The sequence below is a fragment of the Streptomyces ambofaciens ATCC 23877 genome (genome assembly GCF_001267885.1).
GTDB classification, from domain to species: domain Bacteria; phylum Actinomycetota; class Actinomycetes; order Streptomycetales; family Streptomycetaceae; genus Streptomyces; species Streptomyces ambofaciens.
Genome location: NZ_CP012382.1, coordinates 6,515,616 through 6,529,168, shown reverse-complemented (window position 1 = coordinate 6,529,168; position 13,553 = coordinate 6,515,616). Strand labels below are relative to the sequence as shown.

Here is a 13,553-nt window from a genome sequence, read left to right as displayed (position 1 = left end):
GCCGGTCAGGGCGCGGTCAGCGGGGCGTACGCGCCGGGCGCCCGGTCGCGGTAGAACTGCCAGCGGTCGCGGACCTCGCGCAGCCTGCCCATGTCGAGGTCCCGCACGACGAGTTCGGTCTCCTTGTCGCTCGCGACCTCCCCGACGAACCGCGCCTCGGGGTCGACGAAGTACGAGGTGCCGTAGAAGTCGTTGTCGCCCAGCTCCTCGACGCCGACCCGGTTGATGGCGCCGACGTAGTACTCGTTGGCGACGGCCGCGGCGGGCTGCTCCAGCTGCCACAGGTAGCGGGACAGGCCCCGCGAGGTGGCCGACGGGTTGAACACGACCTCGGCGCCCTGGAGGCCGAGCGCCCGCCATCCCTCGGGGAAGTGCCGGTCGTAGCAGATGTAGACGCCGACCTTGCCGACGGCGGTGTCGAAGACCGGCCAGCCGGAGTTGCCCGGGCGGAAGTAGAACTTCTCCCAGAAGCCGCGCACCTGCGGGATGTGGGTCTTGCGGTACTTGCCGAGGTAGGAGCCGTCGGCGTCGATGACGGCCGCGGTGTTGTACAGGACGCCGGGCTGCTCCTCCTCGTACATCGGCAGGACCAGGACGACGCCGTGCTCGCGGGCGAGCCGCCGGAAGCGCTCGACGACCGGGCCGTCCGGGATGCGTTCGGCGTAGGCGTAGAACCCGGGGTCCTGGACCTGGCAGAAGTACGGTCCGTAGAACAGTTCCTGGAAGCACAGGACCTGTGCGCCCTGGGCGGCGGCGTCGCGGACCGCCTGCTCGTGGACCCGGATCATCGATTCCCTGTCGCCCGTCCAGGCGGTCTGGAAGAGCGCGGCACGGATCACTCGGCTCATCTTCGGCCTCCACTCGCTCGGTGTGGGGCGAGCCTAGGAAGGACGGCCGGTCCGGATGAGTGGCACGGTGTCACGTCTGCGGGGGTCGGGCATTGCACGGTGTCACCCCTGTTGTGCGTCGTGGGCGAGGAGCGCGATGTGGACGGAGGCGGCCTGCTCGAAGTCGTCGAGGTTCACGCCGAGCCGGCCCTGTATCGCCTCCAGGCGGCGGTAGAGGGCCGGCCGGGACACGTGGTGGAGCTGGGCGGTGCGGGACTTGTTGCGGCCGGTGGCGAGGTAGGTGCGCAGGACGGCCAGCAGGTCCTCGTCGGGGCCCCGGAGCAGCCCGTCGAGCTCCCGCTCGGCGAAGGTCTGCACGTGCGGGTCGTCACGCAGCAGCCGGACCAACCCGCGCAGGTGGATGTCGCGCAGGCGCACGACGGGCGGCAGGTCGAGGGGGGCCGCGGAGACGGCGACGGCGTCGGCCACGTGCCGGGCCTCCCGCAGGCCGGCGGGTACGTCGTCCCAGGCGCAGCGGGCGTCGGCGGCCGCCACCACGGCGTGGGCGGACTCCGGCTCCGCGCGCAGCCGGGCCGCGAAGCGCGCGGTCAGCGCTCCGGCGTCCTGATCGGGGGCGAGACTGAGCAGGACGGCGCTGGTGCCGTCGGCGAGTTCGGCGACGATCCCGGACAGGCCCAGCATCCGCAGCACGCGGGCCGGCCGGGCGGGGTCCCGGCCGCGGACGACCAGCGGGACGAAGACGCGCCGGTTGACCGGCAGCCCGGCGGCCCGTGCCCGGGTCAGCAGTTGCCGTGCCGGTACGGCGCCACTGACCAGGTCGGTGAGCAGACTCCGCGCGGACTGCTCCTCCCAGGAGTCCCAGGCCCCGGCCGGTCCCGCGGAGGTCCCGGCGCGGGCCCCGCCGGGGCCGAGCATGCGGTGCAGGACGAGGGCCTCGGCGGCGCGGTCGGCGAGCAGCCGTCCGGCGGCCCGGTCACCCCGGTAGCCGCACAGCACCAGCCTTCCCCAGCGCTCCCCGCGGCAGCTCAACTCGGCACGGATCCAGTCGTCGGACGCCTCGGCACCGGCCTGTCGGGCGATGCGCTCCCAGTCCCGGAGCACGTCGTCGACCGCGGGCCGCTCCCCCGCCGTGGCGAGGACGCGGTGGGCGAGGTTGGTGACGACGACCGGGCAGCCGCCGTGCCGGGCCACCTCGTCGAGCAGGCGCTGCACCGGGGCGCCCGCGGTGATCAGGCCGGTCAGCTCGGTGCGTACGGCCTCGGAGAGGCTGACGGCGGCGAACTCGCGCCGCAGCAGGCGGGACTGCACCTCCTCGGTCAGCTCGGCGAAGGGGAACGGGCGGTGCAGGACGACCATCGGCAGCCCGCACCGCTCCGCCACCCGGCGCATCACCTCCGGCGGGGTGGGGAAGGCCCGGCCGAGGCCGAGCACGACGGCCGCGGCCTCCGCCCGGTGCAGGGAGCGGACGTACTCCCCCTGCTTGTCCTCGTCGCCGGCGAGCAGCACTCCGGTGGTGAGCACCATCTCCCCGCCCCTGAGCATCACTCCGACGTCGGCTGCCTCGGCGACGTGCACCCAGCGCACGGGCCGGTCGAGCCGGTCCGCGCCGGCCACGACCTCCGGCTGCCCGGCGAGCACCCGCTCCAGGGTGAGGACCTGGCGGACCGACAGGGCGGGCTCCCAGGACTGCCGTTGCGAGGCCTCGGTCGCCTCCGACGGGCCCGGGGCTTCCCGGGCTTCCGGGTCCTTCGAGCCGTCCGAGGTGTTGGAGGTGTCCGAGGTGCACGAGGTGTCCGAGGTACATGAGGTGCACGAGGTGTCCGAGGTGGAGGTCATGGCGGCGGTTCCTCTGCTCGGGGCGCTGCTGTCAGATGCTCCGCAGGGCGCGGTCCAGGATCGCGGCGCCCTCCTCGGCCTCCGCGACGGTGAGGGACATCGGCGGTGCGATGCGCAGGACGCTGGTGCTGTGGCCGCCGCCCTTGCCGATGAGCAGCCCGCCCGCGCGGGCCTCCTCCAGCACGGTGGACGCCGCTTCGGGGGCGGCCTCGTCGGTGCCGGGCCGGGTCAGCTCGACGCCGATCATCAGCCCCCGCCCGCGCACCTCCCGCACGTGCGGCACCTGGGCGGCGACGCCGCGCAGCCGCTCGATGAGCAGTCCGCCGACGCGCCGGGCGTTGCCCTGGAGGTCGTGTTCCAGCAGGTAGGAGAGGTTGGCGAGGCCGGCCGCCATGGTGACCTGGGTACCGCCGAAGGTGGAGATGCTGTTGGCGTCGAGGCAGTTCATGATCTCGGCGCGGGCGATGACGCCGCCGATCGACATCCCGTTGCCGATGCCCTTGGCGAAGGTCACGATGTCGGGCGGGCCGCTTCGCCCGTGGGCCTGCCAGCCCCAGAAGTGCTCGCCGGTGCGGCCCCACCCGGTCTGCACCTCGTCGGCGATCCACAGGATGCCCCGCTCGTGCAGCACCTCGCGGAAGGCCGCGTAGAGCCCGTCGGGCGGGGAGGTGAAGCCGCCGACGCCCTGGACGGGTTCGGCGATCAGCGCGGCGGGGGCGCGGGTGTGCCCCAGCAGGTCTTCCAGGTCGGCCACGCAGGCGTCGATGAACGCGCGGTCGTCCAGGTGCGCGTAGGGGCCGCGGGTGCGGACGCCGCCGTGGACGTACAGCGTCTGGAGCGGGGTGAGCGAGGTCGGGGACCAGCCGCGGTTGCCGGTGATGCCGACGGCGCTGAAGGAACGGCCGTGGTAGCTGTTGCGCATCGCCAGGATGGTGTTGCTGCGCCGGTGGGCGGTGGCGAGCAGCAGGGCGGTGTCGTTGGCCTCGGTGCCGGAGGTGGTGAAGAAGACACGGGCGTCGGGGATGCCGGAGACGTGGGCGACGCGCTCGGCGAGTTCGACCATGGGCCGGTTGAGGTAGAGGGTCGAGGAGTGGATGATCCGACCCGCCTGCTCGCTCACCGCCTTGGTCACCTCGGGCAGGGCGTGCGCGGTCATCGTGGTGAGGATGCCGCCGAAGAAGTCGAGGTACTTGTTGCCGGCGGCGTCCCAGACGTGCCGGCCCTCGCCGTGGGTGATCTCCAGCGGGTCCTCGTAGTACAGGGCGAGCCAGTCGGGCAGGACGGCCCGGTGACGGCCGAAGAGGTCCTTGGTCACGGCCGCACCAGCCCTTCGTAGGCGTCGGGGCGGCGGTCGCGGTAGAAGGCCCACTGCTGCCGCACCTCCTCGATGAGGTCGAAGTCCAGGTCGCGGACGACGAGTTCCTCCTCGGTGTCGCTGGCGGTCTCGCCGACGAACTGGCCGCGCGGGTCGACGAAGTACGAGGTCCCGTAGAAGTCGTTGTCCCCGTACTCCTCCTGCCCGACCCGGTTGATGGCGGCGACGAAGTACTCGTTGGCGACGGCCGCGGCGGGCTGCTCCAGGCGCCACAGGTGGGAGGAGAGCCCGCGGTGGGTGGCGGAGGGGTTGTAGACCAGCTGGGCGCCGCCGAGGCCGAGTTGCCGCCAGCCCTCGGGGAAGTGCCGGTCGTAGCAGATGTAGACGCCGACCTTGCCGACGGCGGTGTCGAAGACCGGCCAGCCCAGGTTGCCGGGGCGGAAGTAGAACTTCTCCCAGAAGCCCTTGACCTGCGGGATGTGGTGCTTGCGGTACGTACCGAGGACGGTGCCGTCGGCGTCGATCACGGCCGCGGTGTTGTAGTAGAAGCCCGACTGTTCGACCTCGAAGACGGGGACGACGATCACCATGCCGGTCTCGCGCGCGAGGGCCTGCATGCGGCGGGTCGTCGGGCCGTCGGGGACCGGCTCGGCCCAGCGGTAGTGCGCGGGGTCCTGGACCTGGCAGAAGTAGGGGGCGTTGAAGACCTCCTGGAAGCCGATGACCTCGGCCCCCTGACGGGCCGCCTCGCGGGCGTGCTCCTCGTGTTTCGCCACCATGGACTCGGTGTCGCCGGTCCAGGTGGCCTGGACCAGAGCGGCACGTACGACGTTGGCCATGAGCTGCTCCTTCGACACGACGTCAGAGCCTCTACGCCCGTAGAGCGGACCGTAGAGGGACGAACGTATGCCTGGCCGGCGGGGCTTGCCAAGACCATCGTCGCCAAGCCGGGGTGTCGATCGCCTTTCGCACTCCTGTGGGTGAGTGGTGGGGCGGGTGGGGCGGCTGTGACGGCCCTCGGGCCGCTCGGGCCGTGCCCGTCGGGCGGTGTCAGGCCGCCCCCGGCACCGCCGTCAGCACGCAGCGACCCACCAGGTCGTCCATGGACAGCCCGAGCGCGCGGGCCAGCGCCGCCACCGTGAAGAAGGCCGGGGTGGGCGCGCGACCGGTCTCGATCTTGCGCAGGGTCTCGGCGGAGATGCCCGCCACCGCCGCGACCTCCGTCATGCTCCGGTCGCCGCGGGCCAGGCGCAGCAGCCGGCCGAGCTGCTCGCCGCGTTCACGCTCTTCGGGGGTCAGGGGGGTGCGCACCATGGCGTCATTCTAATACCGGCTTCCCGTACCGGACCCGCGTCGGTCGGCCGAGTGATCGACCCAATTCAAATACCGGTATAGTAATTGGCATGGTGGAACTGAAGACGGACTCATCGATCGATGCCATGTACGCGGCCGGCCAGGTGGTCGCCCGCGCCCTGACCGCGGCCCGGAACGCCGCGGACGTGGGCGTGTCCCTGCTGGAGCTGGACGCGGTGGCACGGGAGGTGCTGCGGGAGGCGGGCGCCGGTTCGCCGTTCCTCGGGTACCGGCCCTCCTTCGCGCCGGTCCCGTTCCCGGCCGTCCTGTGCGCCTCGGTGAACGACGCGATCGTGCACGGCATCCCGGACGGTTACCGGCTGCGCGACGGCGACCTCGTCTCCCTCGACTGCGGAGCGACCCTGGGCGGCTGGGCCGGCGACTCGGCGGTCAGCTTCGTCGTGGGCACCCCGCGCCCGGCGGACCTGACGCTGATCGAGACCGCCGAGCGGGCCCTCGCTGCGGGCATCGACGCCGCCGTCGTCGGCAACCGCATCGGCGACATCGCGCACGCCATCGGCACGGTGTGCCGGACCGCCGGCTACGGGATCATGGAGGACTTCGGCGGCCACGGCATCGGCCGCAGCATGCACGAGGACCCGGGCGTGCCCAACGAGGGCCGGCCGGGACGCGGGCTGCCGCTGCGCCACGGCATGGTCATCGCCATCGAGCCGATGCTGATCGCCGGCGGCCGGGACGACTACCACTGCGCCCCCGACGGCTGGACCCTGCGCACCAACGACGGCTCCCGGGCGGCCCACGTGGAGCACACGGTCGCCATCACGGACGGCGGACCGCGCGTCCTGACGTCACGGGACGCCTGCTGAGGCCTGCGCGTCCGCCCGCGCGGAAGCGTGCCGGGGCCTGTGCGCCCCCACCTCGCCAGAGACCGGCTGGGATCAGGGGTCCCACCTCGCCGGAGACCGGCTGAGATCAGGGGTCCCACCTCGCGGGAGACCGGCTGAGATCAGGGGTCCCATCTCGCCGGAGACCGGCTGAGATCAGGGGTCCCAACCTCGCGGGAGACCGGCTGAGATCAGCGGTCCCACCTCGCGGGAAGCCTGCCGAGGCCAGGTGTCCGATCGCGCGAACGGCCGTGAGCCTGGGGGTCCGCCGGGTACGGGAGGCCTGGCGGGACCAGGCGCCCGACCGGCCGGGACGCCTGCCGAGACCTGCGCGTCCGCTCGCGCGGGGCGCGACCGGGGCCCGCGGTGCCCGGGCTTCCCGGACATGCCCGCCGGAACAGATCGTGTCATGTTGGGCATGACCGCGCCCCGGCCGGGTTACCCGGCCCCGGCACGTCGATCAGCGATGCAGCGGAGGTCCGTACACGATGACCAGCGGCTTCATGGGACCGGAGGGCGACCCGTTCGCGGAATTCCTGGCACGCTTCTTCGGCGGGCCGAGGCCGCGGCAGATCGACATCGGCAGGCTGCTCAGCCAGCCGGCCCGGGAGCTGGTGCGCGGCGCGGCCCAGTACGCCGCCGAGCACGGCAGCCGGGACCTGGACACCGAGCACCTGCTGCGGGCCGCCCTCTCCACCGAGCCGACCCGGGGCCTGCTCAGCCGGGCGGGCGCCGACCCGGACGCCCTGGCGTCGCAGATCGACGAGCGGACCGGCCCGGTGCAGCACCCGCCGGGCGAGGTCCCGCCGCCGACCTCGCTGTCCCTCACCCCGGCCGTCAAACGCGCCCTGCTCGACGCGCACGAACTGGCCCGCTCGACCGGCACCGGGTACATCGGCCCGGAGCACGTGCTCAGCGCCCTGGCCGCCAACCCGGACTCGGCCGCCGGGCACATCCTGAACGCGGCCCGCTTCGCCCCCTCGGGCCTGCCGACGGAGCCGCAGGACACCGCGAAGGGCGGGCGCGCCGAGGGACCGCGGGCCACGAACACGCCGACGCTGGACAAGTACGGCCGCGACCTCACCGAGCTGGCCCAGCAGGGCCGGATCGACCCGGTGATCGGGCGCGAGGAGGAGATCGAGCAGACCGTCGAGGTGCTCTCCCGCCGGGGCAAGAACAACCCGGTCCTGATCGGTGACGCGGGCGTCGGCAAGACCGCCGTCGTGGAGGGGCTCGCCCAGCGCATCACCGACGGCGACGTGCCCGACGTGCTGGTCGGGCGCCGGGTGGTCGCGCTGGACCTGACGGGCGTGGTCGCCGGCACCCGCTACCGCGGCGACTTCGAGGAGCGCATGAACAACATCGTGGGCGAGATCCGCGCCCACTCCGACCAGCTGATCATCTTCATCGACGAGCTGCACACCGTCGTCGGCGCGGGCGGTGGCGGCGAGGGCGGCTCGATGGACGCCGGGAACATCCTCAAGCCCGCCCTGGCCCGCGGCGAGCTGCACATCGTGGGCGCGACGACGCTGGAGGAGTACCGCAAGATCGAGAAGGACGCGGCGCTCGCCCGCCGGTTCCAGCCGATCCTGGTGCCGGAGCCCACCCCCGCCGACGCGATCGAGATCCTGCGCGGCCTGCGCGACCGCTACGAGGCCCACCACCAGGTCCGCTACACCGACGAGGCGCTGGTGGCGGCCGTGGAGATGTCCGACCGCTACCTCACCGACCGCCGGCTGCCGGACAAGGCCATCGACCTGATCGACCAGGCCGGTGCCCGGGTGCGCCTGCGGGCCCGCACCAAGGGCACGGACGTGCGGGCGATGGAGCGCGAGGTCGACCAGCTCGTCCGGGACAAGGAGCAGGCGGTCGCGGACGAGCAGTACGAACGGGCCATGCAGTTGCGCGACCAGATCTCCGGGCTGAAGCAGCGCATCTCCGAGGCCACCGGCGGCGGCGAGGCCGACGAGGGCCTGAACCTGGTCGTCCGCACCGAGTCCATCGCCGAGGTGGTCTCCCGGCAGACCGGCATCCCGGTCAGCAGCCTCACCCAGGAGGAGAAGGAGCGGCTGCTGGGTCTGGAGTCCCACCTCCACGAGCGGGTCGTCGGCCAGGAGGAGGCCGTACGGGTCGTCTCCGACGCCGTACTGCGCTCCCGCGCCGGACTCGCCAGCCCCGACCGGCCCATCGGCAGCTTCCTCTTCCTCGGCCCGACCGGCGTGGGCAAGACCGAGCTGGCCCGGGCGCTGGCCGAGGCCCTGTTCGGCAGCGAGGACCGCATGGTCCGCCTGGACATGAGCGAGTACCAGGAGCGGCACACCGTCAGCCGGCTGGTCGGCGCCCCGCCCGGCTACGTCGGGCACGAGGAGGCTGGTCAGCTCACCGAGGTGGTCCGCCGCCACCCGTACTCGCTGCTCCTGCTGGACGAGGTGGAGAAGGCGCATCCGGACGTCTTCAACATCCTGCTCCAGGTCCTCGACGACGGGCGCCTCACCGACTCCCAGGGCCGGACCGTGGACTTCACCAACGCGGTCGTCGTGATGACCAGCAACCTGGGATCCGACGTGATCACCCGGCGCGGTGCGGGCATCGGCTTCGGCGCCGGCGGTTCGGAGGCCGACGAGGAGGCCCGGCGCGAGCAGGTGCTGCGTCCGCTGCGCGAGCACTTCCGGCCCGAGTTCCTCAACCGCATCGACGAGATCGTCGTCTTCCGCCAGCTCAGCGGCGAGCAGCTGCGGCAGATCACCAGCCTGCTCCTGGAGCAGACCCGCCGCATGGTGCACGCGCAGGGCATCACCGTCGAGTTCACCGACGCGGCCGTGGACTGGATCGCCGAGCGCGGCTACCAGCCGGAGTACGGCGCCCGCCCGTTGCGTCGCACCATCCAGCGCGAGGTCGACAACGAGCTGTCCCGGCTGCTGCTCGACGGCCGGGTCGCTGAGGGCGGCCGGGTGACGGTCGACGCCGAGGACGGGCGGCTGGCGTTCCGGACGCCCGAGCGGCCCGTCCCCGAACTGTGAGCGGGCCTGGGGCCCGCCCCACCGGCCTCAGCGCGCGGGCCGCACCACCATCGCCGAGCCGCCGCCGCGTCGTTCCTTCTCGGCGGCGGCCAGCCACCTGCCGTCCGGCAGCCGCTGCACACCGGTCGCCGCGCCGATCTCCGGGTTGAGCTTGAAGGAGTGCCCGAGCGCCTCCAGGTCCGCCCGCACGCCGCTGTCGTACAGGCCGGGTTCGAGCTCGGTCTGCGCGGCGTTGCGCTGGCTGGCGCGCGGTGCGGCGATCGCGTCGACGAGCGGGAGGCCGCGGTCGAGGAAGCCGGTGAGCGTCTGGAGCACGGTGGTGATGATGGTGGCGCCGCCGGGCGAACCGACCGCCACGACCGGCCGGTGGTGCCGGTCCAGGACGATCGTCGGCGCGATCGAGGATCGCGGGCGCTTGCCGGGCCCGGGCAGGTTCGGGTCGTGGACGGCCGGGTTGGCGGGGGCGAAGGAGAAGTCCGTCAGCTCGTTGTTGAGCAGGAAGCCGCGACCGGGCACGGTGATGCCGCTGCCGCCGGTCTGCTCGATGGTGAGCGTGTAGGCGACGACGTTCCCCCACTTGTCGGCGACCGTGAGGTGCGTGGTGTTCTCGCCCTCGTACGTCGTCGGCGCCGCCGTTCCACCGCCCGCGCAGGGGGCCGGGTGCCGGGGGTCCCCGGGCGCGAGAGGACTGGTGAGGACCGCGTCGTCCTTGATCAGGCACGCGCGGGAGTCGGCGTACCGCTGCGCCAGCAGTTCCTCGGTCGGTACGTCCTCGAAGGCGGGGTCACCGACCCAGCGCCCGCGGTCGGCGAACGCGATGCGGCTCGCCTCGATGAAGCGGTGCAGGTAGCGGGCCTTGCTCGCCGTGGAGAGGTCGGTCCGCTCCAGGATGTTGAGGGCCTCGCCGACCGTGGTGCCTCCGGAGGAGGAGGGTGCGATGGAGTAGACGCCCAGACCGCGGTACGAGGTCCGGGTGGGCTTTTGGAACGTGGCCTCGTAGGCCGCGAGGTCCTCGGCGGACAAGTCGCCGGGGCGGGCGTTCCAGCCGGAGCCGGGGTCGACGGGCGGCTCGTTGACGGTGGCGACGACGTCCTCGCCGAGCTCGCCGCGGTAGAGGGCGCCGACGCCCTTGCGGCTCAGCTCCTCGTAGGTGCGCGCCAGGTCCGGGTTCTTGAACGTGGAGCCCACGACCGGGAGTTCACCGCCGGGCAGGAACAGCTCGGCGGTGTCCGGGAAGTAGCGGAACCGCTGTTCGTTGGCGGCGGTCTGGGAGCGGAAGGTGTCGTCGACGGTGAAGCCGTTCCGGGCCAGACGCTCGGCGGGCGCGAGGACGGAGCCGAGCTTCCGGCTGCCCCACCGGTCGAGGGCGCTCTGCCAGGTGGCGGGCGTGCCCGGGGTGCCGACGGCGAGGCCGCTGCTGACGGCCTCGGCGAAGGGGATGGGCTTCCCGTTCTCCGTGAAGAGCTTCTCGTCGGCGGTGAGCGGTGCGGTCTCCCGGCCGTCGATGGTGCGCACCGTGCGGGACTTGGCGTCGTAGTAGACGAAGTACCCCCCTCCCCCGATGCCGGCCGAGTAGGGCTCGGTGACGCCGAGCGCGGCGGCGGTGGCCACGGCCGCGTCGACGGCGTTGCCGCCCTTGCGCAGGACCTCGATGCCGGCGGCCGAGGCGTCCGGGTCGACGCTGGCGACCGCACCGCCGTGTCCGACGGCGACCGGGGTCTTCGGGGCGACGGGCCTGCTCTGGGCGGCGGGTGGCGCTGCCGCCCCCACCGACACCACGGCGGCAGAGACCGCCAGGACCGTCAGATTCCGTGCGACAGGGCGACGCATCCGCACCTCCAGTGAAAAGGCCGTTCGGGCAGCTTAGTTGATCGCCATGGCCGCGTCAGGAGCATGTCCGCCGCGACCCGTCGAACACCGGTTCACCGATGCCCGCTAGCATGCGCGCCCATGACTGACGACGTGCGCAACATCGTCCTGGGTGTGGTCGCGGCCGGCATCAGCGCCGCGCTGGGCTGGCTCGCCCGTACGTACCTGCTGAAGCGGAAGCTCCGCCGCAAGCAGGCGTTCTTCGGGCTGCCGGAGAACTCCGAGTCGCTGCTCGTCGTCAACCGGGACCCGGCCGCCTCCGAACCGGCCGTCCACCGCTTCGACGTCTTCGCGCTGCTGGAACTGTCCGGGCTGATCAAGGACTGCGGCGCGCACCTGCAGGTGGTCACGCAGGACATGGTCCATCAGGGCTTCGGCGAACGGACGGAGTTCTGCGTGGGCGGCCCGGGATCGAACCGGCGCATGGTGGCCCACATGGCGGCCATGCTGCCCGGGGTGCGGATCAACATCGACCCGGAGCCGGGCCCGGACCGCGGGGCGTTCCAGATAGGCGGCGAGCGCTACCGCATGGACCCGGGCGTCACGGAGTACGTCCTGCTGGCGCGGCTCACCGCCGGGGACCGGCGCGAGGCCCGCCCCGCGTTCCTGTTCTGCGGCCAGCGCGCGATCAACAACCAGGCGGCCACCCGCTACCTCGCGCGTCACCACGAGAAGCTGGCCCGCAAGCACGGCAACAACTCCTTCGTGCTGCTGCTCAAGGTGGTCAACTCGCAGGCCTACGGGCCGGATGTCGTCGAGCTCGTCGGGGACGTGACCCGGGTGGCGACGAGCCCCCTGCCGGCGCCGGCACCGGCGCCCCGCAACTCCCATCGGGCCTAGGGCGGCCGTGCAGCTGACCTTCTCCCCGCCCGCGGACGACCTGTCGTGACGGCCGATCCGCTGCGCGAGCAGTGATCTCCGGCTGCACCCCTGCGTACCCCCTGCGCGTCGTGCGCGTCTCGCGTGTCCCGTGCGTCTCGTGTGTCCCGTGCGTCCTCTGCGCGCGGCCCGAGGACTGCAACGTAGCGGGACGGACGACGGGCATGCCGACGACACGCACCTTCGGGCATTAGCCCTATTTACGGCGCTCCTCGGGGCCGGGGGTCACGTCTCCGCGACTTCGCCGTACAGCTGCGAGAGCTCGGGCACCCCGTCCGCCGCCCACTCGTGGCCGGACGCCACCACGTCGAACTCCCGGCCGGAGGCGAGCCGGACGACCGGCTGACCGTCGGCCCGGATGGACCAGGCGGCGCCGGGCACGGTGCGCACGATCACGGTGCCGAGGTACAGACCGGCGTCGTTGCCGAGCCAGTTCAGGATCTCCTCGTCGCTCCGCCAGCGGGGCAGCACCTGGTCCAGCTGCTCCAGGGACGCCGCCGAGTCGTCGAGCCGGACACCCTCCCGCGACGCCTGTGAGCGCAGCAGGTCGCAGTCGGCGAGCAGCTCACCGATGCCCTCGGCGTCGTGGACGCGGGGGTCTTCGCGCCGCCGGCCCAGGAAGGGGATGTTCATACCTCCAGACTGTCATTCGTACCGCCGTATGCACCACAGGGCACGCAGGACGGAGACGACGGCGGACAGGCGGGAGCGGATGAGGGGGCGTCGGGGCGGCTCAGCGGGAGGGGTGGCCGGGGCGGGTGCGCGGGCCGCCGGGGCGGATGCGCGGGCCGCCGGGGCGGGTCCTACACGTCCAGGTCCACCACGACCGGTGCATGGTCCGAGGCGCCCTTGCCCTTGCGCTCCTCGCGGTCGACGTAGGAGTCGGTGACGGCCTTGGCGAAGGGCTCGTTGCCGTACACCAGGTCGATGCGCATACCGCGGTTCTTGGGGAAGCAGAGCTGCCGGTAGTCCCAGTAGGTGAAGGGGTGGTCGTACTTCAGGGGGCGCGGGACCACGTCGGTCAGGCCGGTGCCGCGCAGGGAGGCGAGGGCGGCGCGCTCGGCGGGGGTGACGTGGGTGGAGCCCTCGAAGGCGGCGCGGTCGTAGACGTCCTCGTCCGTCGGCGCGACGTTGTAGTCGCCCATCACCGCGAAGGGACGGTCACCGGCGGCGTCACCCTCGACGGCGGCACGCAGGGCCTCGAACCACTGGAGCTTGTAGGCGTAGTGCGGGTGCTCCACCTCGCGCCCGTTCGGCACGTACACCGACCAGACGCGGACCGGGCCGCAGGTGGCGGAGATGGCGCGGGGCTCCTGGATCCCGTCGTAGCCGGGGTCGCCGGGCAGCCCCTTGACCACGTCCTCGAGGCCTACGCGGGAGAGCACCGCCACGCCGTTCCACCTGCCGGTGGCGTGGACCGCCGCCTCGTAGCCCTTCTCCCGCAGCTCGTCGAAGGGGAACTGCTCCTCGGCGACCTTGGCCTCCTGGAGGCACAGCACGTCGGTGCCGCTGCTCTCCAGCCAGGCGAGCAGCCTCGGCAGGCGGGCGGTGATCGAGTTCACGTTCCAGGTGGCGATGCGCATGTCCC

11 protein-coding genes are annotated in these 13,553 nt (G+C 72.8%); 3 read left to right on the top strand and 8 right to left on the bottom strand.

Annotation, left to right across the window (positions count from 1 at the left end; translation table 11 throughout):
- Nucleotides 1-5 precede the first annotated feature (5 nt).
- The 5 genes from SAM23877_RS28635 to SAM23877_RS28615 form a co-directional block, all read right to left on the bottom strand.
- Nucleotides 6-848, bottom strand: a complete 843-nt coding sequence (locus SAM23877_RS28635) for a nitrilase-related carbon-nitrogen hydrolase (RefSeq protein WP_053139323.1) — start codon at nt 846-848, stop codon at nt 6-8.
- A gap of 102 nt (nt 849-950) precedes the next feature.
- Nucleotides 951-2,684, bottom strand: a complete 1,734-nt coding sequence (locus tag SAM23877_RS28630) for a PucR family transcriptional regulator (protein WP_079030499.1) — start codon at nt 2,682-2,684, stop codon at nt 951-953.
- Nucleotides 2,685-2,715: 31 nt separating this feature from the next.
- A complete protein-coding gene (locus tag SAM23877_RS28625; RefSeq protein ID WP_053139321.1) occupies nt 2,716-3,999 on the bottom strand; it encodes an aspartate aminotransferase family protein in 1,284 nt (427 codons plus the stop codon).
- On the bottom strand, nt 3,996-4,838 hold the full coding sequence (locus tag SAM23877_RS28620) for a nitrilase-related carbon-nitrogen hydrolase (RefSeq protein ID WP_053139319.1): 843 nt from the start codon (nt 4,836-4,838) through the stop codon (nt 3,996-3,998). Before SAM23877_RS28620 ends, SAM23877_RS28625 begins: the two co-directional genes overlap by 4 nt.
- Before the next feature lie 211 nt (nt 4,839-5,049).
- Complete coding sequence (locus SAM23877_RS28615) at nt 5,050-5,313, bottom strand: helix-turn-helix domain-containing protein (protein ID WP_053139317.1); 264 nt, start codon at nt 5,311-5,313, stop codon at nt 5,050-5,052.
- Between the two features lie 89 nt (nt 5,314-5,402).
- Between SAM23877_RS28615 and map the strand changes: the two genes are divergently transcribed.
- Nucleotides 5,403-6,179, top strand: a complete 777-nt coding sequence (gene map / locus SAM23877_RS28610) for a type I methionyl aminopeptidase (protein ID WP_053139315.1) — start codon at nt 5,403-5,405, stop codon at nt 6,177-6,179.
- A gap of 506 nt (nt 6,180-6,685) precedes the next feature.
- Nucleotides 6,686-9,217 (top strand): ATP-dependent Clp protease ATP-binding subunit, encoded by a 2,532-nt coding sequence (locus SAM23877_RS28605; RefSeq protein WP_053139313.1) that lies wholly within the window; start codon nt 6,686-6,688, stop codon nt 9,215-9,217.
- A 27-nt stretch (nt 9,218-9,244) separates the two neighbouring features.
- Here SAM23877_RS28605 and ggt read toward each other — a convergent pair whose 3' ends face one another.
- Nucleotides 9,245-11,047, bottom strand: a complete 1,803-nt coding sequence (gene ggt, locus SAM23877_RS28600; protein ID WP_053139312.1) for a gamma-glutamyltransferase — start codon at nt 11,045-11,047, stop codon at nt 9,245-9,247.
- Nucleotides 11,048-11,167: 120 nt separating this feature from the next.
- On the opposite strand from ggt, the gene SAM23877_RS28595 reads away from it, so the two are divergent.
- Complete coding sequence (locus SAM23877_RS28595) at nt 11,168-11,926, top strand: hypothetical protein (protein WP_079030498.1); 759 nt, start codon at nt 11,168-11,170, stop codon at nt 11,924-11,926.
- Between the two features lie 264 nt (nt 11,927-12,190).
- On the opposite strand, the gene SAM23877_RS28590 is transcribed toward SAM23877_RS28595, so the two are convergent.
- Together SAM23877_RS28590 and SAM23877_RS28585 are read right to left on the bottom strand one after the other, a co-directional pair.
- Nucleotides 12,191-12,598, bottom strand: coding sequence for a DUF6278 family protein (locus SAM23877_RS28590; protein WP_053139308.1), 408 nt, complete (start codon nt 12,596-12,598; stop codon nt 12,191-12,193).
- 170 nt (nt 12,599-12,768) lie between these two features.
- Nucleotides 12,769-13,548 carry an exodeoxyribonuclease III gene (locus SAM23877_RS28585; protein WP_053139306.1) on the bottom strand — a complete coding sequence of 260 codons (780 nt, stop codon included), beginning with the start codon at nt 13,546-13,548 and terminating at the stop codon, nt 12,769-12,771.
- Between the last annotated feature and the right edge of the window lie 5 nt (nt 13,549-13,553).

Bases quoted from the DNA above. Each gene is read 5' to 3' on its own strand.
- SAM23877_RS28635 (WP_053139323.1), bottom strand. From the start codon at position 848: ATGAGCCGAGTGATCCGTGCCGCGCTCTTCCAGACCGCCTGGACGGGC.
- SAM23877_RS28630 (WP_079030499.1), bottom strand. From the start codon at position 2,684: ATGACCTCCACCTCGGACACCTCGTGCACCTCATGTACCTCGGACACC.
- SAM23877_RS28620 (WP_053139319.1), bottom strand. From the start codon at position 4,838: ATGGCCAACGTCGTACGTGCCGCTCTGGTCCAGGCCACCTGGACCGGC.
- SAM23877_RS28615 (WP_053139317.1), bottom strand. From the start codon at position 5,313: ATGGTGCGCACCCCCCTGACCCCCGAAGAGCGTGAACGCGGCGAGCAG.
- map (WP_053139315.1), top strand. From the start codon at position 5,403: ATGGTGGAACTGAAGACGGACTCATCGATCGATGCCATGTACGCGGCC.
- SAM23877_RS28605 (WP_053139313.1), top strand. From the start codon at position 6,686: ATGACCAGCGGCTTCATGGGACCGGAGGGCGACCCGTTCGCGGAATTC.
- ggt (WP_053139312.1), bottom strand. From the start codon at position 11,047: ATGCGTCGCCCTGTCGCACGGAATCTGACGGTCCTGGCGGTCTCTGCC.
- SAM23877_RS28595 (WP_079030498.1), top strand. From the start codon at position 11,168: ATGACTGACGACGTGCGCAACATCGTCCTGGGTGTGGTCGCGGCCGGC.
- SAM23877_RS28590 (WP_053139308.1), bottom strand. From the start codon at position 12,598: ATGAACATCCCCTTCCTGGGCCGGCGGCGCGAAGACCCCCGCGTCCAC.
- SAM23877_RS28585 (WP_053139306.1), bottom strand. From the start codon at position 13,548: ATGCGCATCGCCACCTGGAACGTGAACTCGATCACCGCCCGCCTGCCG.